Below are 19,594 nucleotides of genomic sequence, written 5' to 3'. Positions count from 1 at the left end.
TCAGCCGCCGATGAACTTCGGGGCGCGCTTCTCGAACCGCGCCACCTGGGCCTCGATGACGTCCTTGCTGGCCCACGCCTTATCGAACATCTGCTTGTGCTGATCGGGGGTGACGTCGTAGGCGCCGTCGTCGTTGAGCACGCGCTTGGAGTGCTGCAGCGACAGCGGGGCGTAACCGGCGAGTTCGGCGGCCCAGGCCTGCGCGTCGGCCAGCGTGCCCATCCGGTTGACCAGGCCGGTCTGCAGCGCGGTCTCGACCGAGAGCCGCTCGGCGCCCAGCAGCATGGCCCGGGCCCGGCCGGCGCCCACCAGCGAGGTAAGCCGACGAATGCTCCAGTTATCCAGGGCCAGACCGTATTTGGCGATCGGGAACTGGAAGAAGGTCTCCGGGACCGCCACCCGCAGGTCGCAGATCATGGCCAGGATCAGGCCGGCGCCGATCGCCGGCCCGTTGAGCGCGCCGATCACCGGCAACCGGGACTGGTCGATGGCCAGGTTCAGCGCCAGCGCCTTGTCCGGCAGCTTCTCGGCCATCCCGGCGGCGTCGGTCAGATCGGCGCCGGAGCTGAACACCGAACCGGCGCCGGTGAGCACCACGACGTGCACGTCGGGGTTGGCGCCCGCCTCCTCGATGGTCTCGCGCAGTGCGTCCACGAGTTCGCAATTGAGCGCGTTCCGCCGTTGCTCGCGCTGCATTTCGATGGTGAGGACATTGCCGTCCAAGTTCACTCCGATCATGGGCGGAGCGTAACTAACCTTTGGATATGACGTTGCGGCCAGGTTTGCCGACGCCCACCCGGATCAGCGCCCGGGAGCTGCTCGACGTGGTGCTGGATCCGGGTTCGTTCGTCAGCTGGGACGGTGCGCCGTACCCGGTGCCCGCGGGCCCGGAGTACGCCCGCGAGTTGGCCGACGCCCGCGCGGCGACCGGGGTCGACGAGTCCGTGCTGACCGGGTACGGGACGGTGTTCGGCCGGCCGGTGGCGGTGCTGGCCAGCGAGTTCGATTTCCTGGCCGGCTCGATCGGGGTGGCCGCCGCGGAGCGGATCACCGACGCCATCACCCGCGCGACCGAGCTCGGTCTGCCGCTGCTGGCCTCCCCCGCCTCCGGTGGCACCCGGATGCAGGAGGGCACGGTCGCGTTCCTGCAGATGGTCAAGATCACCGCGGCGGTGACCGCGCACAAGGCGGCCCACCTGCCGTATCTGGTGTATCTGCGCCATCCGACCACCGGCGGGGTGTTCGCCTCCTGGGGTTCGCTGGGCCACGTCACCGTCGCCGCGCCGGGCGCGCTGATCGGTTTCCTGGGCCCGCGGGTCTACTCCCAGCTGTACGGCCGGGAGTTCCCGGCCGGGGTGCAGACCGCGGAGAACCTGTGCGCGCACGGGGTGATCGACGCGGTGCTGCCGCCCGCGGCGGTGCGCGTCGCACTGGACCGGACGCTGACGGTGATGGCCCCGCCGTCGGGCGCCTCCGCTCCCCCTGAGTTCGACGAGCCCGTTGATCCGTCGCCCGCGGGTGCTGATTTCGCGGGCTCCTCCGCTCCGCGCTCCGCAAGCTCCGCGCTCACTCCGTCACCCGCGTGGGACTCCGTACTCGCCTCCCGTCGTCCCGACCGTCCCGGGGTCGACGACCTGCTGCGCGACGGCGCCGACGGGTCGGTGCTGTTGTCCGGGACGGGGCGCGGCGAGTCCGGCACGACGGTGCTGGCGCTGGCCCGTTTCGGCGGTCAACCGGTGGTGCTGCTGGGGCAGCGGCGGGTGGCCGGGGCGATGACGGGCCCGGCCGCGCTGCGCGAAGCCCGTCGCGGCATGGCGCTCGCCGACGGTTTGGCGTTGCCGCTGGTGCTGGTCATCGACACCGCCGGGCCCGCGCTGTCCCAGGAAGCCGAGGAGGGCGGGCTCGCCGGGGAGATTGCCCGCTGCCTGGCCGATCTGGTCACCCTCGATGTGCCGACGGTGTCGGTGCTGATGGGCCAGGGCTCCGGCGGCCCGGCGCTGGCCATGGTCCCCGCCGATCGGGTGCTGGCCGCCCGCAACGGCTGGCTGGCGCCGCTTCCGCCGGAAGGAGCGAGCGCGATCGTGTTCCGCGACACCGCGCACGCGCCCGAACTGGCCGACGCCCAGGGCATCTCGTCGATCGCGCTGCGGCGCAGCGGCATCGTCGACGTGGTGGTGCCGGAGTGCCCGGACGCCGCCGCCGAACCCGAGGCGTTCATCGCCCGGCTGGCCGGGGCCATCGCCGCGGAGGTCGCCGCGGTCCGCGACCAGCCGTCGTCGCGACGGATGACCGCCCGGCTGGCCAAGTACCGCCGGATCGGGCTGTAGCGGGACGCCGGAGTCCGTGAAAAATAGTGCCATGCGCCCGTCCGAACCGGACTTAGGCTGACCGCCATGACGTTTCAGGCCGCCGGGCTGCGCCGCGCGTTCGGCTCCCAGGTGGCCGTCGCACAGGCGGATCTGACGCTGACGCCCGGCCGGGTGACCGGCCTGGTCGGGCCGAACGGCGCGGGCAAAACCACCCTGTTGCTCATGCTCGCGGGGCTGCTGGCGCCCGACCAGGGCGCTATCCGCTACCAGGGCCGGGACCTGGCGCCGCAGCGGTTGCGCAGCCTGGTGGGCTGGATGCCCGACACCATCGGGGTGTGGGAGACCCTGACCGCCGCGGAGATCCTGACCGCGTTCGCCCGGCTGCACCAGCTGCCGACGCCGACCGCGCGGCAGCGGGTGGCCGAACTGCTGGACCTGGTGCATCTGCGCGAGTTCGCCAACACAGCTGCCCACGAGTTGTCCCGCGGGCAGAAACAGCGGCTGAGTTTCGCCCGCGCGCTGATCCAGCGGCCCGCGGTGTTGCTGCTCGACGAACCCGCCTCCGGGATGGATCCGCGCTCGCGGCTGGACCTGCGCGACCAGTTGCGCGAGCTGGCCGACGGCGGCGCCGCGGTTCTGGTCAGCTCGCACATCCTGTCCGAGCTGTCCGAGATGGTCGACGACGTGGTGGTGATGGCCGCCGGACGCACCACCGAACCGCTGGCCGCCACCGGGAACCTGTGGCGGATCCGGCCGGCCGGCCAGCCCAGCGCAGCGGCGGAGGTCCGCAGCTTCCCCGACGACGCCAGCGCCGCGGCCTACCTGGCCACGCTGATCGCCGGCGGCACGCTGGTCGCCGAGTTCGCCCGCGCTGGCAACGACCTGGAGGCGCTGTACCTGGCGTCGATCGAGGAGCGGGTCTGAATGACCAGCTGGTGGCAGCCGGTCGGGGTGATCACCGGCCTGGAACTGCGCCGGCGGGTGCGCGCCACCGGGTGGCGCTACAGCCTGGCCGGGCTGTTCGCGGTGATCTCGCTGGCGGTGTTCGGGTCGCTGTACCTGGTCCTCGCCAACGGCGACCGGTTCGAGGAGTGGTCGAGGTGGCTGTACACCCTGGCCATCTGCGTGGTGCTGTTCCTCGGCGTCATCATCGCCCCGACGCTGTCGGCGGCGTCGATCAGCGGCGACCGTCGTGACGCGACCCTCGCGCTGGTGCAGGCCACCCCGATCACCCATTGCCAGCTGGCCACCGGCAAGCTGCTGGGCAGTTGGGCGGCGAGCATGGTGCTGCCGCTGCTGTGCCTGCCGTACCTGATCTGGGGCATCATCGCCGCTCCCGCAGGCGTCGGCTGGTGCCTGCTGGGCGTGGTCGTCGTGGCACTGCTGCTGGGCTGCTTCTGCGCACTCGGCCTGGGATGTTCGGCACTGGCGTCGCGCCCGACCACCTCGGCGGTGCTGGCCCAATTCGCGGTGCTGTTCCTGGTGCTCGGCCTGCCCGCGCTGTTCGGGCTGCTGCAACCATTGACACACCGTGATCACGTGATTCCCACCATCGAGATCGAGGTGATCCCGGTCCCCGACGGGGAGTCCACCCGGACCGAACGCGAATGCGTGGACACCACCAAATCCCGGCGCTTCACCCACACCGAGCAGATCTGGTGGCTGCTGGCGCCCAACCCATTCGTGATCGTCGGGGACGCCGTCGGCCCGCACGAGCCCGGTCACACGTCCCAATACTCCGCGACCTTCCTCCGCGAGCTGTCCGAGGTGGTGTCCCAGGCCAGGTCTGGTCCGTACCTGACCGGACAGCGTTGCAACGTAGATCTCGCACCGAGCCGCAGCGAGCACGACGACGCCTACCTGGGCCGCAGTTGGCAATGGGGCCTGGCGGTGAACCTGGCGCTGGGCGCCGGCGGCTTCGCGTTCGCGGCCCGTCGGCTCCGCACACCCGCGAGGAAACTGCCCCGCGGTGTCCGGATCGCGTAATGCGTGACGCGGCGCGGGCACGGCGCATCCGCACCTCGCCGACCCGGTCAGGCAAAATGACAGCCATGGACAACGGATCCAATCCCCGGTTGCTGGTGGTCGACGACGACCCGGACGTGCTGAGCTCGCTGGAACGCGGCCTGCGGCTGTCGGGCTTCGAAGTGTCCACCGCCGTCGACGGGGCCGAGGCCCTGCGCAGCGCCACCGAGACCCGGCCGGACGCGATCATCCTGGACATCAACATGCCGGTGCTCGACGGGGTGTCCGTGGTGACCGCGCTGCGCGCCATGGACAACGACGTCCCGGTCTGTGTGCTGTCGGCGCGCAGCTCGGTCGACGACCGCGTCGCCGGGCTGGAGGCGGGCGCCGACGACTACCTGGTCAAGCCGTTCGTGCTGGCCGAATTGGTGGCCCGGGTCCGCTCGCTGCTGCGCCGCCGCGGCACCGCCGCGTCGACGTCGTCGGAGACCATCGCCGTGGGCCCGCTGGAGGTCGACATCCCGGGCCGGCGAGCCCGGGTCAACGGCGTCGACGTCGACCTCACCAAACGCGAGTTCGACCTGCTGGCCGTGCTGGCCGAGCACAAGACCGCGGTGCTGTCCCGCGCACAGCTTTTGGAGCTGGTGTGGGGCTATGACTTCGCCGCCGACACCAATGTCGTCGACGTCTTCATCGGATACCTGCGCCGCAAACTGGAGGCCAACGGCGCGCCCCGGCTGCTGCACACCGTGCGCGGCGTCGGCTTCGTGCTGCGGACCCAATAGTGCCCTTCGACGACGAGACCGTCAGCACCGGCGCGATCCCGCTGCCCGACGAACAGGGCCGCCGGTTCCGGACGCTGCAACTGCCGCTGCTGTCGCTGCGCACCATCGTCATCGGGGCGGCGCTGTCGGTGATCGCGACGGTGCTGACGATCGGCGCGTGGGTGTGGATCGGCATCACCAATGAGCAGTACAGCCAGCTGGACCGTCGCCTGGACTCGGTGAGCAGCCTCGGCGACGTGACCACCCTGCTGCGCACCGCGATGGACGCCGACGCCGATGAGCCCGAACTCAAGGGCAGCATGGTCCGCACCATCCGGGTCGGCCCGGTGGCGGTGTCCCAGCCCCACGACGTGGTGCTGCCGGATCTGCCCAGCGGCTACGCCGACACCACCATCGACGGGGTGCCGTATCGGGTGCGGACCTTCACCGCCGGGCAGGCCTCGATCGCGCTCGGCGAGCCGCTGGCCGACACCCAGCGTCGCATCGACGAGCAACACACCCGGGTGCTGATCATCTGCGGCTCGGTCATCCTGGGAACGTTCCTGGTCGGCGGCGTGATGTGGTTGATCATGATCAACCCGTTCCGGGTGCTGGCCCAGCAGGCGCGCGCGATCAACTCCCAATCCAACCCGGACGAGGTGCAGGTGCGCGGCGTCTGGGAGGCCGTCGAGATCGCCGAGGCGGTCGAGGGCATGCTGGCGCGGATCGGCGACGAGCAGGAACGCACCGCCGCCGCGCTCGAGTCGGCGCGCGACTTCGCCGCGGTGTCCGCGCATGAGCTGCGCACCCCGCTGACGGCGATGCGCACCAACCTCGAGGTGCTGGCGACGCTGGACCTGCCGGAGGCGCAGCGCAAGGAGGTGCTCGGCGACCTCATCCGCTCCCAGGCCCGCATCGAGGCGACCCTCGGCGCGCTGGAACGCCTGGCGCAGGGCGAATTGTCGACCGCCGAAGACCATGTGCCCGTCGACCTCACCGAGCTGCTGGACCGCGCCGCCCACGACGCGATGCGCACCTTCCCCGGCGTCGAGGTGGCGCTGGAGCCGGCGCCCGCAGTGCTGATCGTGGGCCTGCCGGCCGGGCTGCGACTGGCCGTCGACAATGCGATCGCCAACGCGATCAAGCACGGCAACGCCACCTACATCCGGTTGTCGGCCACCCCGTCGCGCAAGGGCGTGGTGATCGCCGTCGATGACAACGGCACCGGGCTGCCCGAGGAAGAGCGCAAGCTGGTTTTCGAGCGGTTCACCCGCGGCTCGACGGCGTCGGTGTCCGGATCCGGCCTGGGCTTGGCGCTGGTCGCTCAGCAGGCCCAGTTGCACGGCGGCAAGGCGGCTCTGGAGCAGAGCGATCTGGGCGGGGCGCGGCTGGTGCTGCGGCTGCCGGGGCATCCCGCGGCCGAATGACGAGCAGTGTAGTTCTGCGAGAAAAGGTCGGCCGCCGGCAAACACCGGCCGACTGACGGTCTTATCCGGCCCTCAGCCTCTGTCCAACTATTTACTTCCATTTGCCAAATCCGTTGCTAGACATGGTCTTACCCATTTCGGACCCGGGAAGCGCACAGGAGGTGAAGTGATGTCGAACAACAGCATGTTCGATCAAATCTCAGAGGCAATGTCCGGCACGGCGTACGGATTGCTGGCCGCGGTGGTCCTCAGCATCGTTTGCGGGATCGCCTGGCGGATCATCGCCTCACCGCGCAAGCCCGTTGTCGCGGAGCCGATCACCGCCACCGAGCTGGCCTGCCTGCGCTCCGAGGTGGCCCCGGTGGTGACCGCTGCGGTGGCGGCGGCGGGTGCGGCGGATGAGCGCCGTCAGCCGCGCCGTCCCCGGGCCTGGGCTCAAACTCGGGTTGGGGCATATCGGAATCGGCTGGCGGCGCGAGATCGCCGGGGTGATCGCCGATCTGCGGCCGGGGTTCTGCGAGGTGATCGCGGAGTCGGTGCCGCTGCGGTTCCGCCGGGTTCGACGAGCAAGGAACGAGCGAGGAAGAGGCCCGGCGCCGAAGTTCCGCCGTGCGCGACCGGACCCGGCATTGGCCGAACTGGCCGCGCGCGGTGTTCCGGTGGTGCCGCACGGGGTCGCGCTGTCTCTCGGCGGCGTCGAACCCGTTGCCCCGGCGCGGGTCCGGCGGCTCGCCGCCTGCGCGACGGCGCTGGGATCGCCGTTGGTCAGCGAGCACATCGCGTTCGTCCGGGCCGGTGGTGTCGAGGCCGGGCACCTGCTGCCGGTCCCCCGCACCACCGAAGCCCTGGACGTGCTGGCGGCGAACATCGGCCGCACCCGCGATCAGTTGCCGGTTCCGCTGGCGGTGGAGAACATCGCGGCGTTCCTGGAATGGCCCGAATCCGACCTCACCGAGTCGGAGTTTCTCACCGAACTGGTGGAGCGCACCGGTGCGCTGCTGGTGCTCGACGTCGCGAATGTCTATGCCAACGCGCGCAATCGGGGCCGTGACCCGCACCGCGAACTGGCTCGGCTTCCGGTGGAACGGGTCGCCTACAGCCACGTCGCGGGCGGCGCGCAAGGAGACGATTTCTACCACGACACGCACACCGACCCGGCGCCACCGGAGGTGCTGGATCTGGTCGCCGACCTGAGCGAGCGTGCGGACATCCCGTTCATGTTGGAACGCGACGGGGCCTATCCGCCGGCGGCGGAGTTGTTCGACGAGCTGGACGCGATCGCCGCGGCGGCTCGCGTCGCACCGATCACCGGGCAGGCGCGGGAGGTGTGGTCATGACGCGGAACACGTTGGCGCAGCGGCAGGAGGCGCTGGTGCGCGCGCTGGTCGACGGCGGCCCGGTTCCCGACGGGTTCGATCCGGCGGCCATCGCCGCGGCCGGACAGGTGTGCCGACACAAGCGTGACGCGCACAGCGCGGCCGCGACGCGTCGCCGACGGCGATGGTGGCGGCTGAGTTAGCCTGCGGCGTCGATCTTCTCGGCGATCGCGTTCAGCGCCAGCAGGCCCTGGTCGACCAGGTCGACGCGGCAGGCCTGCAGGTCGATCACCACATTGTTTCGGGCGCTCAAACCACGCTGGCAACGCCAGTTGTTGATGTCGTCCTTGGTGGTGACCATGGACAGCACACCGTTCTCGTCGACCAACGGGCCAAAGGTGGTGTGCTGCACCGGCTGGTCGGCAGCCAGCTGCGAATCGAAGGTGCGCCCTTGGCAGGCCTGCCACTGTGGCTTCTGGTTGTCGACGGCCTGCTGCGCGTCCGCCGGAGTCCGGTAGGTCACCACAGCCTGGTTGAGCATGTACAGGGTTCGCACCTCGGTGTCCTTGAGCAATTGCACTCGCGCGGAGTTCCATCCGGTGCCGGCGTAGACGCTGTACTGCCCGGGCAGGAAGACCGCGCCACACTCGTGGAAGAACTGTTCGGCAGCGGGATCGGTCGTCGGTGTGCTGACCGTGGCGGACACGACCAGCTGCGGGGCGCCGAGGATCTCGGCCGCCTCCGCCGGCGCCAACAGCAGATTCGCCAACTGGGACGCGACTATTGGCGCGGCAGATTCCGTCGTGGTCGTCGGCGTCGATTCCGATTCCGATTCCGGGGAGACCGAATTCGATCGCAGACCCACGGTCAGTCCGACGGCCAACAACACAACCGCCAGCACGGCGCCGGCCACTGCCAGCCACCGACCTCGGTTGCTCTTCCGCGGTGGGGGCGGTGGAGCCCCCGGAGCTGACGGCGGTGGCCAGCTCGCGGCCGGCGCGGTGGCCACCGAGTTGCCGGGGAACTCGGCCGTTTCGGCCAGCGGAGCTCCCGGGGCCCCGACCGCTCCGAGTGCGTGGGCGGCGGCGGCAGCCAACTCCCGCGCCGTGGCGAACCGTTGCGCCGGGTCCTTGGCCATCGCCGTCGCGATGACGGCGTCCATCCGCTGCGACATGCCCGGCACCCGGTCGCTGACGGTCGGGGGCGGGGCATGCAGGTGTGCGGCCATCACCGCGGCGATTCCGTTCGGCGAGGTGAACGGCGCACGGCCGGTGAGCATCTGAAACAGGGAGCAACCCAGCGAGTAGATGTCGGACCGGGAATCCACCGTCCCGCCGGCCAGCACCTCGGGTGCGGCGTAGGCGATGGTGGCCATCACCGACCCGGTGGCGGTTAGTCCGACATCGCCGAGCGCGCGGGCAATACCGAAGTCCCCCAACAACACTCGCTCTTCCGGTCCCGGCTGTCCGGAAAGCATGAAGTTCCCGGGCTTGACGTCGCGGTGCAGCACGCCGCGTTGGTGCGCGTAGTCGAGCGCCTTGCCGACCTCACCGGTGACGTGCACCGCGCGGCCCGGTGTCATCGTTCCGGCGCGCACCGCGGCGTCGGCGTCTGTCCCGTCGACGAACTGCATCGCGATCCACAATTGGCCGTCGAACTCGCCGCGCTGATGCACCGAGACGATGTTCGGATGGTCCAGCGCCGCAGCGACATCGGCCTCGCGGACGAAGCGAGCCCGGAAATCCGGATCGCCGGAGAGCTCCTTGGACAGCACCTTCAGCGCTTCGCTGCGCGGCAGGTCGGGGTGTCGGGCCAGGTAGACGGTTCCCATCCCGCCGGCGCCCAGCGTCCGCTCAATGGTGTAGCCGGCGAACACCGTGCCCGGGTTGAGTGTCACGTCAGTGAATCCTCAAGGACGCCAACTAGTTCGGAATATCAGCGGCGTCGGCATTGGCCAGATCCACACCCTGGCCGCTCACGTCGGTGCGGCAAACCTTCACATCGATGATGATGTTGTTCTGCACCTTCATGGCCCGGTCGCACCCGTAGCGCGGATTCCCGACGGCCTGCTGGCGCATGGACGCGACTCCGTCGACGTCGGTCACCTCGCCGAAGCTGAATTGAACCGGACCAGTTGCCACGGTCCGCCCGGCGCAGGTCTGCCACAATCCGAGCTGCCGCTGGTACACCTGCTCGGCCGCCGCGCGATCCGGGAACGAGATCAGCCCGTCGTAAACCACAGTCGGGGCCGGCGTCTCCTTGTTCTGCAGGATCCGGGAGACCGCGCGGATGTACCCGCTGTCGCGGTAGCTGGCCTGCAGCGACGGCACCCACACCGGATTGCACTCCGGGTCGTCGATGGCGGTGGAGGCGCCGCCCGGTGGCAGTCCGGCCACGGTGGGCCCTTCGAGCTTGCTGGATGAACCGACCAGGTCCGAGACCGCGGTCTCGCCGGGCAGCATCGCCATCGAGGCGAGGATGGGTGGGGCCGGCTGAGTCTCCGTGGCTTCCGCTGCGCTGACATCGCCGGCCCGCAGCGCGGCCGAGCCCACCCAGGCCGCCAGCAGCGCGCCAACCGCCGCGCCGACGATCCAGACCTTCGGCCGCACCACCGAGGCTTCCGGCACGCTCGCCGTCGCCGCGGGGACTTTGAGCACCTCGATCTTTTCGGTGGTCTTCGCCGCGTGATCGTCGACCTGCTCGGTGGCGGCGACGGCCAGCACCTCGGTGGTGTCCTCGGCGGTCACCGGCACACCCGCGCGGACATGCACCTGGCGCAGCATCGCGGCGACCGTGATCAGCGCGCCGAGCAGGAACGCCAACAACATCAGATACCAGTTGACGTCGGCCATCAGCGTGCCTCCGCCTTCGTCGCCAGGGCCGCCTCGGCCTGCTGGGCATTGGTCTCCTTGATGGTGACCGTGAGTATCGCCCAGGCGACGCCGGAGCCGATCAGGAACGCGGCCAGGTACCACAGCCAGGGAATGATGAAGTCCATTGCAGAAATCTCCTTAGCTGGCGCTGACCGTGACGTCCACGCGGCGATTCAGGGCCCGCCCGTCCTCGGTGTCGTTGGCCGCGATCGGCTGGGCGGCGCCGACGCCACCGGTCGAGATCGATTCGAACGGAACGCCGTTGGCGACCAGCAACCGGCCGACCGCGTCGGCGCGCTGCACACTCAGCGGGTTGTTGACGCTGTCGTCGCCGGTGTCATCGGTGTGGCCGATGATCGTCACCTTCGCTCCCGGGCAGGACGCCACCTTGCCGGCGATCGCCGTGACGGTCTGCTCGGACTCCGATGTGAGCGTCACTCCCCCGGTGTCGAACGTGATCGGTTTGCCGATCAGGGTCGAGACATCCGTGGGCAGGTCCTGGCAGTCCGGCGCGTCGGGCGCCGGTGCGGCCGCGGTCTCCGACGCCGAAGTTTCCGGAGCCGGCTGCGCCGGGGTGGTCGCCGGGGCGCCGCTGCTCGGCGGTTCGCCGATCTCGATCCTGTTGATGACGTGCAGGCCCGGCCAGGTCTCTTCGACGGCGTCGGCCACGGCGTCCACGTCGGACGAACTCGTGGCGTCACCTACCAGCAGCACACTGGATCCATCGATCCGAACCCCGAGGTACGACAAGTTCTTGGCGGCCTCGAACACGGGCGCGGCGCCGGATAGATCCGGCGGTGTCACCGCGGCAGTGGTGGCCGGGTCGACACCGATGTTGATGGTGGCGTCGGGCCCGGCCACCGCCCGGAGCTGACTGGTCGCGGCGTCCTTGGCCGCCTCGGTGGTGACCACGCCGACGGCGGTGAACTTGCCGTGATCCCAGATCAGGGTCGTCGGCGCGTAGCCCTCGGCGGGGATCTCTTCGCCCACCGATGACTCGGCAACCGTCGTGCCGGTGTGCGAACCCCACCCGGACGGCGCGCTCATGCCGATCCCGGCGATCAACAGCGGGACAGCCGCCGCGCCGATCAGCCAGGCGACGCCCGGTGTGCGGCGGTAGAACGCCGTGCGTGAGTCCGTCATGCGGCCCCTCCCCCTGTTGACTCCTCTAGCGGCCGCTGCCCATCAGCGGCGAGAAAAACTGCTCAGCGGTCTAGCGGACGCCGAGCAGGTCGATCACGAAGATCAGCGTCTTGCCCGACAGCCGGTGCCCCGCGCCGGCCGGGCCGTAGGCCTGCGCCGGCGGGATGGTCAGCTTGCGGCGGCCGCCGACGCGCATGCCGGGGATGCCGTCCTGCCAGCCCTGGATCAGGCCGCGCAGCGGGAACTCGATCGACTCGCCGCGATTCCAGGAGCTGTCGAACTCCTCGCCGGTGTCGTACTCGACGCCGACGTAGTGCACCTCGACCTGGCCGCCGGGAACCGCCTCGGGCCCATCGCCGACCACGATGTCTTCGATGACCAGTTCGGTCGGGGCCGGGCCGTCGGGAAATTCGATCTCGGGTTTCGTCGCCATAGCCGATGACATTACCGTTAGCTAGTGACCATGGCGCACGCTAAGTCCCAGGAAGAGAACGTCGATGTCGTCGTGGTCGGAGGCGGCCACAATGCGCTGGTGGCCGCGGGCTATCTGGCCCGTGCCGGACTGACGGTTCGACTGCTGGAGCGACTGGATTATCTCGGTGGGGCCGCGGTGTCCGCGCAGGCGTTCCCCGGCGTCGACGCCCGGCTGTCGCGCTACTCGTATCTGGTGAGCTTGCTGCCGCCGCAGATCAGCGAGGATCTGGGCGCGCCGGTCGAGCTGGCCCGGCGGGAGTGGTCGTCGTACACCCCGAACCCATCCGACGGCGGCGCGACCGGACTGCTGATCGGGCCGCGGTCCACCTTCGACGAGATCGGCGCGGCCGAGGACGAGGCCGGGTTCCACGAGTTCAATCGGCGGATCAACCTGGTGGCCCGCGGCCTTTGGCCGACGCTGCTGGAACCGCTGCGGACCCGGTCGCAGATGCGCGAGTTGGTGCTCGACCAACTGAGCGCCGACGACCGCCCGGACGCCGAGACGGCGTGGACGCAACTCACCGAGGCGCCCATCGGGTCGGCCATCAACGCCGCGGTCCGCAATGACCTGGTCCGCGGCGTGCTGGCCACCGACGCGCTGATCGGCACCTTCGCCGACGTCTTCGATCCGAGCCTGGCCCAGAACATCTGCTTCCTGTACCACCTGATCGGCGGCGGCACCGGCGACTGGGATGTGCCCGTCGGCGGCATGGGCGCGGTGACCGGCGCGCTGGCCGCCGCGGCGCAGCGCCTCGGCGCGGAACTGGTCACCGAGGCCGAAGTGCTGTCCATCGATCCCGACGGCTCGGTGCGCTACCTGCACGACGGCGCCGAGCATCAGGTCCGCGGCAAGAAGATCCTGGCCGGATGCTCGCCGGCCGAGTTGGCCCGGCTGCTCGGCGAACCGGTCCCGGACACCACCGGCGGGGCCCAGGTGAAGGTGAACCTGATGCTGCGGCGGCTGCCCAAGCTGCGCGATGAGTCGGTCGCCCCCGAGCAGGCGTTCGGCGGGACGTTCCACATCAATGAGACGCTGACCCAGCTGACCACCGCGCACGGGCGCGCCGCAGCCGGGGTGATCCCCAACCCGCTGCCGTGCGAGATCTACTGCCATTCGCTGACCGACCCGAGCATCCTGGGCCCGGAACTGCAGGCCTCCGGCGCGCAGACACTGACAGTGTTCGGGCTGCACGCCCCGCACTCGCTGCTGGAGGGCCGCGATCCCGACGCGGTGCGTGAGGAGCTGAAGGCCTCGGTGCTGGCGTCGCTGAACTCGGTGCTGGCCGAGCCGATCGAGGATGTGCTCTACACCGACGGCGACGGCAACCCGTGCGTCGAGGCGAAGACCACCGCCGATCTGGACGACGCATTGCGGATGACCTCGGGCAATATCTTCCACGGCGCGCTGGGCTGGCCGTTCGTCGAGGACGACGAGGTGTTGGAGACTCCGGCGCAGCGCTGGGGCGTGGCGACCGCGCACCCGAACATCCTGCTGTGTGGGTCGGGGTCGCGCCGCGGTGGCGCGGTGTCGGGCCTCGGCGGCCACAACGCCGCGATGGCCACCCTGGAAGAACTGCAGGACTGACGCGCCTGATCGAGCGCTCGTGTCGCGCGGCGGCGCGAGCGCTCGGCTGAGTTCGGTCAGCCCCGATGGACGGGCTCCTCATCGCGGCTCGTGCCTCGCCGCTTGATCGTCGCCCGTCAGCGCTTGGGCAGCGCGACGTAGTCGCGCTCGGTGTACCCGGTGTAGATCTGGCGCGGGCGGCCGATCTTGGTGGTCTCGCCGTTCATCTCCCGCCAGTGCGCGATCCAGCCGGGCAGCCGGCCGAGCGCGAACAGCACGGTGAACATCCGGGTCGGGAAGCCCATCGCCCGGTAGATGACGCCGGTGTAGTAATCGACGTTCGGGTAGAGCTTGCGCTCGATGAAGAAGTCGTCGGTCAGCGCGATCTCTTCCAGCGCCTTCGCGATGTCCAGCAGCTCGTCGTCGCCGCCGAGCTTGGCCAGCAGCTTGTCGGCCTGCTGCTTGACGATCTTGGCCCGCGGATCGTAGTTCTTGTACACGCGGTGGCCGAAGCCCATCAGCTTGACGCCGTCCTCGCGGTTCTTGACCTTGCGGACGAACTCCTCAACGTTGCCGCCGTCGCGACGGATGCGCTCCAGCATCTCCAGCACGGCCTGGTTGGCGCCGCCGTGCAGGGGGCCCCACAGCGCGTTGATGCCGCCGGAGATCGAAGTGAACAGGTTGGCCTGCGACGAGCCGACCAGCCGCACCGTCGACGTCGAACAGTTCTGCTCATGGTCGGCGTGCAGGATCAGCAGCATGTCGAGGGCCTGGACGATCTCCGGGTCCACCACATAGGGCTCGGCCGGGAAACCGAACGTCATCCGCAGGAAGTTCTCCACCAGCGTCAACGAATTGTCCGGGTACAGGAACGGCTGCCCCTCGGACTTCTTGTAAGCGTAAGCGGCGATGGTCGGCATCTTGGCCAGCAGTCGGATGGTGGACAGCTCCACCTGCTCGATGTCCATCGGGTCCAGCGAGTCCTGGTAGTAGGCCGACAGCGCGTTGACGGCGCTGGACAGCACCGGCATGGGGTGCGCGTTGCGCGGGAAGCCGTCGTAGAAGCGCTTGAGGCCCTCGTCGATCAGGGTGTGCCGCTGGATCTTGCCGGTGAAGTCGGCGAGCTGCTCAGCGGTGGGCAGTTCCCCGTAGATGAGCAGGTAGCTGACCTCGATGAAGGTCGACTTCTGGGCCAGCTGCTCGATCGGGTAGCCGCGGTAGCGCAGGATGCCGGCGTCACCGTCGATGTAGGTGATGGCGCTCTTGGTCGACGCGGTGTTGACGAACCCGCTGTCGAAGGTGGTGTAGCCGGTCTTGGCCAGCAGCGGCCCCAGCGCGATACCGTCGGAGCCCTCGGTCGCGTGGACGATCTGCAGGTCCAGCTCCCCGCCTGGGTACTGGAGAGTAGCGGTGTCCATCGAGTCGTCGGCCACAAGAACTCCTTCTGCGCTTCCGGCAGCACCACGCTGCGTAATAGAAGTTAGTCGGTAACCCACGCTCGCGCCTGCGGGGGGTCAGAATCCGGCAAACCCGGTTCCGTCGTGAGCCCGTCCACCAGCTCGGCGAACTGCCGAAAAGCGTCTTCGTAGCGGTCCGCGACCAGCTCCGGCGTCATCAGCGCCGGGTTGAAATCGGCGTCCAGGTCGCCGCACACCGAGGCCGAGATCGCCGTGAAGACAGCTGTGATCAGTTCGTGCTCCCGCTCCCCCGGACCGGAGCCGCTGCGCGCGGTGATCGCCTCGCTCATCCCGGCGCATCGCATCGCGGCCGGCACCCGCAGCTCCGGCGCGGAGTTCAGCACCACCATGGTAATCACCATGTTGTCCACGGTCACATCGGGAACGCCGCCGGACCGGATCCGCCGGAACACCGCGGCGTGCGCGTCGCACAGCGCCTGCAGCGCCGGGACACCCGCGTCCATCTTCATCAGCTCCGCCGACACCGCGTCGGCCAGGCCGTCCACCAACGTCAGCAGCACCTCGTCCTTGCTGCTGAAGTGTCGCGCGAAGGTGCGCGGGGACACTCCGGTCGCGGCGCTGATCCGCTCGACGGTGGTGTATTCGTATCCCCGGCTCAAGCAGAGCCCGACGGCGGCGTCCACCAGCCGCGCCCGGGTGCGCGCGGACTTCGGGATACGGCCCGGGCCGTCGCTGTGCTGGGACACATCGGCGATGCTATCCGGCGGGCCTCACGGCTGCAGGCGCTCGACCCGCCCGTCGGCGTGCGCCCGGATCCGGTTGTGCACCCGGTCACGGCGGCCCTGCCAGAATTCGACGACCTCGGGGACGATCCGGTAGCCGCCCCAGTGCGGCGGCGCGGGGATGGGCTCCTGGTCGGCGAAACGGGCCTCGACCTCGACGACGCGGGCCAGCAGCTCCTCGCGGGACGCGATGGGCCGGGACTGCTGCGACGCCCACGCGCCCAGCTGCGCGCCGCGGGGCCGGGCGGCCCAATAGGCCTCGGTGTCCTCGCGGCTGACCTTGTGCACCGCGCCGCGCACGTGCGCCTGACGGCTCAGCCGGTACCAGGGGAACGTCGCCGAGGCGTACGGGACCTCGGCGAGCTGGCGGCCCTTGTCGGAGTCGTAGTTGGTGTAGAAGGTCACCCCGGCGGCGTCGACGCTCTTGCACAGCACCGACCGGGTCACCGGACGGCCGTCGTCGACGGTGGCCAGCACCATCGCGTTGGGCTCGGTGGAGCCGGCCGCAGCGGCGTCGGCGATCCAGCGGAGCAGCAGCGCCACCCAGCCGTCGGCGAGGGCGTCGACATCGAGGTCGGCGCTCGCGTCACGCTCCGCCGACCCGTACTCCACCCGCATCCCGGACAGGCCCGCGTCATCCATGACGTGCAGGCTACGCCGGGCCGCTCGACTCAGACGGCGCTGATACGTCTGAGCTCTTCGCAGCCTCGTTCCTCGGCCGCTCGACTCAGACGGCGCTGATACGTCTGAGCTCTTCGCAGCCTCGTTCCTCGGCCGCTCGACTCAGACGGTGATGGCCTCGCGCAGGCGGTCGCGCCAGGTCGGCCGTGGCGCGGTGGCGGCCACCGCCAGCATCGGGGCGATGCGGGTGAACTTGTCTCGCGGCCGCACCCCGGCGCCCCGCGCGATCTCCGCGGCGTCGATGGCGTGCCAACCGGCCAGGTCCACCAGCTGCGGCTGACGCTCGCGCGCCAGGCGCTGCAACTCGCTCCGGTGGCGGTGCGCCGGGTCGGCCAGCGCCCCGCTGTTGAAGTCCTCGACCAGCTGGTGCACGGTGTGCTGCGCGCAGCTCTTGTTGGTCCCGATGAACCCCGTCGGGCCGCGTTTGATCCAGCCCGCGACGTAGGTCCCGGGACAGTCGGTGACGCGGCCGTCGTCGTTGGGCACCACACCGGCCTTCTCGTCGAACGGCAGGTCCGGCACCGCCCGGCCGTGGTACCCGATCGAGGTGGCCAGCAGCCCCGCCTCGAACCGGTGGGTCTCCTCGGTTCCGGTGCGGACGAATTCGACGGCCTGCACGCGGCCGTCGCCCACCACGCGTTTCGGGGTGAGCCGGTAGGCCAGCCGGATCCGGCGCTCGTCCCCGTCGGCGTCGGACAGGGTGGCCAGGATGTCCAGCTTGTTGCGGGTGAGCTCGTCGTGCTCGCCGGCCAGGTCCTCGCGAACCAGCCCCTGCGCGTACTCGTCGAGCACGACGCTGCGGTGCGCGGTCAGCCCGATGAGCTCCGGCAGCGTGAACGCCGAGTCGGCCGGGCCGCGACGGGCCGCGACGATCACCTCGCGCACCTTGGACTCCCGCAGCACCGCCAGCGCGTGGTCGGCGATGTCGGTGCGGGCCAGCTCATCGGCGTCGGCGGTGAGGATCCGCGCCACGTCCATGGCCACGTTGCCGTTGCCGACCAGCACCACCCGCTCGCAGGACAAGTCCACCGGCAGGTCGACGAAATCCGGGTGGCCGTTGTACCAGGCCACCAGTTCGGTGGCGGTGTGCACGCCGACGTTGTCCATGCCGTCGATGTCCAGGCGCCGGTCGTGCGGGGCGCCGACGGCGTAGAGCACCGCGTGGTGGTGCTGCAGCAGCTCCGCGTGGCTCACGTGCTTGCCGACCTCGACGTTCAGGTAGAACGTGAAACCCGCCTCGTTGGCGATGGTGTCGAAGAGCTTGGTGACCTTCTTGGTGTGCGGGTGGTCCGGGGCGACGCCGGCGCGCACCAGCCCGTAGGGCGTCGGCAACTTCTCGAACACGTTGACCCGCACACCGTGTTGGGTCAGCAGCTCGTCGGCGGCGTACATCGCGGCCGGGCCGGAGCCGACGATCGCCACCGTCAGCGGCATGCCGCCGCGCTGGATCTCCGGGGCCGGGGGCACCGGCGCCAGCTTGGACGTCGGGGGGACCTTCTGCCCGTGCCGGTCCGGGTAGTAGGCCCGGTTCAGCGGAATGAACGGCAATTGCTCGGGGACCAGCTTGCTGTCCGGCACGATCGCGCCGACCGGGCAGGCGCTGACGCAGGCGCCGCAATCCACGCACGCGTCCGGATCGACGTAGAGCATCTCCGCGCTGGCGAACTCCGGCTCATCCGGGCTGGGGTGGATGCAGTTCACCGGGCATGCGTAAACACACGACCCGTCGCTGCAGCACGACTGGGTGATGATATGCGGCATGTGCGCCTAGGCCGGGATCGACTCGACCGCGTCGGCGGTCGCCATCGGCGCCAGCGGCCGCGCCTCGATCGGCAGATGGGCCCGGTTGGGCTCGCTGCGGTAGCGCGACGCGTCGCCGCTGATCCGGCAGAGCTTCCACACCAGCCGGGCCAGCGGGTTCATCAGGCCGGTGTCGTGGCACAGCATCCGGACGTCGCCGAAGACGTCGGACAGCATCTGCCGCGCTTCCGGTGATTTGAAGAAGATGTCCTTCTTCACCGAGCGCGGGATGTCGAACTCCCGCCAGAAGGCTTTCGGCGGCTTGGTGATCGCCGAACACAGCACGCGCATGGTGATCGGCACGAACAGCGACAGCACGAACCGCGGCCCGCGGCGCATCAGCGGAACGCGGCGCTCCAGGAATTCGTGCGCGAACGAGATGTGCCGGGCCTCCTCGGCGACGTGGATCGCCATCACCCGTTCCATGATCGGATGCAGTTCGGAGCCCTCGCGCAGGATGGACTTCTGCAGGTGGTCGATCGGCTCCTCACCGGCGAGCACGCCGAAGAAGAACAAGCCGGGCAGCGGCTGGGCGGCCAGCGGGACGAACGGCGAGACCCACTTGAGCATCCGCGGCATACCCGGAACGTCCATCCCGATGTGGTTCACCATCTCCTGGAACATCAGGGTGTGGTTGCCCTCTTCGATGGTTTCGTGCAGGCAGTACCGGTACTCCGGGGAACCGTTCGGGTTCCAGAAGACGTAGCCGAGCATGCCGCGCATCAGGATCGACTCGAAGTGCAGGCCGACCTTGGCGACGTTGGCCTGACGCCACATGCCGATCTCGATCTGCTTCTCCAGCGGCTGCGCGCGGTACCAGGGATGCCGGCCGATGGGATCGCTGTTGGTCAGCACCCAGCGCGGATCGTTCGGGATGACCTCGAACGCGGGGTCGTCCCAATCGATGTCGACGTACGGGCTGAAGTTACGCCGCACCGAGCCTTCGGACAGGGTCTGCAGTCGTTCGGTGTACGCCTTGTCCTGGCGGACCTCCATATTGCTACGCCAGCGGCGCATGATCTTCGTGCGCGGCTGCTTGACGCGTGCCATCCTGCGAACCTCCTGTGAGGGGTCTTCG

General features: G+C 69.8%; 20 protein-coding genes. 8 read left to right on the top strand and 12 right to left on the bottom strand.

What is annotated here, in order from left to right; all coding sequences use genetic code 11:
- Nucleotides 1-738 (bottom strand): enoyl-CoA hydratase, encoded by a 738-nt coding sequence (locus tag L2Z93_RS03175; protein WP_090589099.1) that lies wholly within the window; start codon nt 736-738, stop codon nt 1-3.
- Nucleotides 739-764: 26 nt separating this feature from the next.
- Between L2Z93_RS03175 and L2Z93_RS03170 the strand changes: the two genes are divergently transcribed.
- The 5 genes from L2Z93_RS03170 (at nt 765) to L2Z93_RS03150 (ending at nt 6,465) form a co-directional block, all read left to right on the top strand.
- Nucleotides 765-2,327, top strand: coding sequence for a carboxyl transferase domain-containing protein (locus tag L2Z93_RS03170; protein ID WP_090589098.1), 1,563 nt, complete (start codon nt 765-767; stop codon nt 2,325-2,327).
- Nucleotides 2,328-2,393: 66 nt separating this feature from the next.
- Entirely contained in the window at nt 2,394-3,233 is an 840-nt protein-coding gene (locus L2Z93_RS03165) for an ABC transporter ATP-binding protein (RefSeq protein WP_090589097.1), read from the top strand.
- Nucleotides 3,234-4,295, top strand: coding sequence for an ABC transporter permease (locus tag L2Z93_RS03160; RefSeq protein ID WP_090589096.1), 1,062 nt, complete (start codon nt 3,234-3,236; stop codon nt 4,293-4,295).
- 65 nt (nt 4,296-4,360) lie between these two features.
- Nucleotides 4,361-5,059 (top strand): response regulator transcription factor, encoded by a 699-nt coding sequence (locus tag L2Z93_RS03155; protein WP_165782298.1) that lies wholly within the window; start codon nt 4,361-4,363, stop codon nt 5,057-5,059.
- Nucleotides 5,060-5,139: 80 nt separating this feature from the next.
- Nucleotides 5,140-6,465, top strand: a complete 1,326-nt coding sequence (locus tag L2Z93_RS03150; RefSeq protein WP_090589337.1) for a sensor histidine kinase — start codon at nt 5,140-5,142, stop codon at nt 6,463-6,465.
- Nucleotides 6,466-6,657: 192 nt separating this feature from the next.
- On the opposite strand, the gene L2Z93_RS03145 is transcribed toward L2Z93_RS03150, so the two are convergent.
- Entirely contained in the window at nt 6,658-6,792 is a 135-nt protein-coding gene (locus L2Z93_RS03145) for a hypothetical protein (protein WP_260575503.1), read from the bottom strand.
- A 71-nt stretch (nt 6,793-6,863) separates the two neighbouring features.
- Between L2Z93_RS03145 and L2Z93_RS03140 the strand changes: the two genes are divergently transcribed.
- Together L2Z93_RS03140 and L2Z93_RS03135 are read left to right on the top strand one after the other, a co-directional pair.
- Nucleotides 6,864-7,802 (top strand): MbnB/TglH/ChrH family RiPP precursor modification enzyme, encoded by a 939-nt coding sequence (locus tag L2Z93_RS03140; protein WP_090589094.1) that lies wholly within the window; start codon nt 6,864-6,866, stop codon nt 7,800-7,802.
- Nucleotides 7,799-7,984, top strand: a complete 186-nt coding sequence (locus tag L2Z93_RS03135) for an SCO6045 C-terminal-like domain-containing protein (protein ID WP_090589093.1) — start codon at nt 7,799-7,801, stop codon at nt 7,982-7,984. Before L2Z93_RS03140 ends, L2Z93_RS03135 begins: the two co-directional genes overlap by 4 nt.
- On the opposite strand, the gene L2Z93_RS03130 is transcribed toward L2Z93_RS03135, so the two are convergent.
- From L2Z93_RS03130 to L2Z93_RS03110, 5 genes are all read right to left on the bottom strand, one after another.
- Nucleotides 7,981-9,678: a serine/threonine-protein kinase PknH/PknJ gene (locus L2Z93_RS03130; RefSeq protein WP_234786146.1), complete on the bottom strand. Its 1,698-nt coding sequence runs from the start codon at nt 9,676-9,678 to the stop codon at nt 7,981-7,983. The two genes, L2Z93_RS03135 and L2Z93_RS03130, sit on opposite strands and share 4 nt — an antisense overlap.
- 25 nt (nt 9,679-9,703) lie before the next feature.
- Nucleotides 9,704-10,633, bottom strand: coding sequence for a channel accessory protein ArfC (gene arfC / locus L2Z93_RS03125; RefSeq protein ID WP_090589092.1), 930 nt, complete (start codon nt 10,631-10,633; stop codon nt 9,704-9,706).
- The gene (gene arfB, locus L2Z93_RS03120) at nt 10,633-10,779 is read right to left on the bottom strand and encodes a channel accessory protein ArfB (protein ID WP_090589091.1); all 147 of its coding nucleotides are present in this window, start codon (nt 10,777-10,779) and stop codon (nt 10,633-10,635) included. Before arfB ends, arfC begins: the two co-directional genes overlap by 1 nt.
- 13 nt (nt 10,780-10,792) lie before the next feature.
- Nucleotides 10,793-11,797, bottom strand: coding sequence for a channel-forming protein ArfA/OmpATb (arfA, locus tag L2Z93_RS03115; protein ID WP_090589090.1), 1,005 nt, complete (start codon nt 11,795-11,797; stop codon nt 10,793-10,795).
- 70 nt (nt 11,798-11,867) lie between these two features.
- Complete coding sequence (locus L2Z93_RS03110; RefSeq protein WP_090589089.1) at nt 11,868-12,230, bottom strand: FKBP-type peptidyl-prolyl cis-trans isomerase; 363 nt, start codon at nt 12,228-12,230, stop codon at nt 11,868-11,870.
- A 30-nt stretch (nt 12,231-12,260) separates the two neighbouring features.
- Between L2Z93_RS03110 and L2Z93_RS03105 the strand changes: the two genes are divergently transcribed.
- Complete coding sequence (locus L2Z93_RS03105) at nt 12,261-13,856, top strand: phytoene desaturase family protein (RefSeq protein ID WP_090589335.1); 1,596 nt, start codon at nt 12,261-12,263, stop codon at nt 13,854-13,856.
- A gap of 116 nt (nt 13,857-13,972) precedes the next feature.
- Here the strand turns inward: L2Z93_RS03105 and L2Z93_RS03100 are convergent, their stop codons facing one another.
- The 5 genes from L2Z93_RS03100 to L2Z93_RS03080 form a co-directional block, all read right to left on the bottom strand.
- Complete coding sequence (locus tag L2Z93_RS03100) at nt 13,973-15,253, bottom strand: citrate synthase (RefSeq protein WP_090589334.1); 1,281 nt, start codon at nt 15,251-15,253, stop codon at nt 13,973-13,975.
- Nucleotides 15,254-15,315: 62 nt separating this feature from the next.
- On the bottom strand, nt 15,316-15,999 hold the full coding sequence (locus L2Z93_RS03095; RefSeq protein WP_162561920.1) for a TetR/AcrR family transcriptional regulator: 684 nt from the start codon (nt 15,997-15,999) through the stop codon (nt 15,316-15,318).
- Nucleotides 16,000-16,023: 24 nt separating this feature from the next.
- Entirely contained in the window at nt 16,024-16,677 is a 654-nt protein-coding gene (gene pdxH / locus L2Z93_RS03090) for a pyridoxamine 5'-phosphate oxidase (protein WP_370745834.1), read from the bottom strand.
- 141 nt (nt 16,678-16,818) lie between these two features.
- Nucleotides 16,819-18,477 carry an FAD-dependent oxidoreductase gene (locus L2Z93_RS03085; protein WP_090589086.1) on the bottom strand — a complete coding sequence of 553 codons (1,659 nt, stop codon included), beginning with the start codon at nt 18,475-18,477 and terminating at the stop codon, nt 16,819-16,821.
- A gap of 6 nt (nt 18,478-18,483) precedes the next feature.
- Nucleotides 18,484-19,566, bottom strand: coding sequence for an AurF N-oxygenase family protein (locus L2Z93_RS03080; RefSeq protein WP_090589085.1), 1,083 nt, complete (start codon nt 19,564-19,566; stop codon nt 18,484-18,486).
- Nucleotides 19,567-19,594 lie beyond the last annotated feature (28 nt).

This window comes from Mycolicibacterium brumae (genome assembly GCF_025215495.1).
GTDB classification, from domain to species: domain Bacteria; phylum Actinomycetota; class Actinomycetes; order Mycobacteriales; family Mycobacteriaceae; genus Mycobacterium; species Mycobacterium brumae.
Note: the sequence above shows the minus strand (reverse complement) of the source record. Positions and strands in the feature narration are given on the sequence as shown.

Bases quoted from the DNA above. Each gene is read 5' to 3' on its own strand.
- L2Z93_RS03175 (WP_090589099.1), bottom strand. From the start codon at position 738: ATGATCGGAGTGAACTTGGACGGCAATGTCCTCACCATCGAAATGCAG.
- L2Z93_RS03170 (WP_090589098.1), top strand. From the start codon at position 765: ATGACGTTGCGGCCAGGTTTGCCGACGCCCACCCGGATCAGCGCCCGG.
- L2Z93_RS03165 (WP_090589097.1), top strand. From the start codon at position 2,394: ATGACGTTTCAGGCCGCCGGGCTGCGCCGCGCGTTCGGCTCCCAGGTG.
- L2Z93_RS03160 (WP_090589096.1), top strand. From the start codon at position 3,234: ATGACCAGCTGGTGGCAGCCGGTCGGGGTGATCACCGGCCTGGAACTG.
- L2Z93_RS03155 (WP_165782298.1), top strand. From the start codon at position 4,361: ATGGACAACGGATCCAATCCCCGGTTGCTGGTGGTCGACGACGACCCG.
- L2Z93_RS03140 (WP_090589094.1), top strand. From the start codon at position 6,864: ATGAGCGCCGTCAGCCGCGCCGTCCCCGGGCCTGGGCTCAAACTCGGG.
- L2Z93_RS03135 (WP_090589093.1), top strand. From the start codon at position 7,799: ATGACGCGGAACACGTTGGCGCAGCGGCAGGAGGCGCTGGTGCGCGCG.
- arfC (WP_090589092.1), bottom strand. From the start codon at position 10,633: ATGGCCGACGTCAACTGGTATCTGATGTTGTTGGCGTTCCTGCTCGGC.
- arfB (WP_090589091.1), bottom strand. From the start codon at position 10,779: ATGGACTTCATCATTCCCTGGCTGTGGTACCTGGCCGCGTTCCTGATC.
- arfA (WP_090589090.1), bottom strand. From the start codon at position 11,797: ATGACGGACTCACGCACGGCGTTCTACCGCCGCACACCGGGCGTCGCC.
- L2Z93_RS03110 (WP_090589089.1), bottom strand. From the start codon at position 12,230: ATGGCGACGAAACCCGAGATCGAATTTCCCGACGGCCCGGCCCCGACC.
- L2Z93_RS03105 (WP_090589335.1), top strand. From the start codon at position 12,261: ATGGCGCACGCTAAGTCCCAGGAAGAGAACGTCGATGTCGTCGTGGTC.
- L2Z93_RS03100 (WP_090589334.1), bottom strand. From the start codon at position 15,253: ATGGACACCGCTACTCTCCAGTACCCAGGCGGGGAGCTGGACCTGCAG.
- pdxH (WP_370745834.1), bottom strand. From the start codon at position 16,677: ATGGATGACGCGGGCCTGTCCGGGATGCGGGTGGAGTACGGGTCGGCG.
- L2Z93_RS03085 (WP_090589086.1), bottom strand. From the start codon at position 18,477: ATGCCGCATATCATCACCCAGTCGTGCTGCAGCGACGGGTCGTGTGTT.
- L2Z93_RS03080 (WP_090589085.1), bottom strand. From the start codon at position 19,566: ATGGCACGCGTCAAGCAGCCGCGCACGAAGATCATGCGCCGCTGGCGT.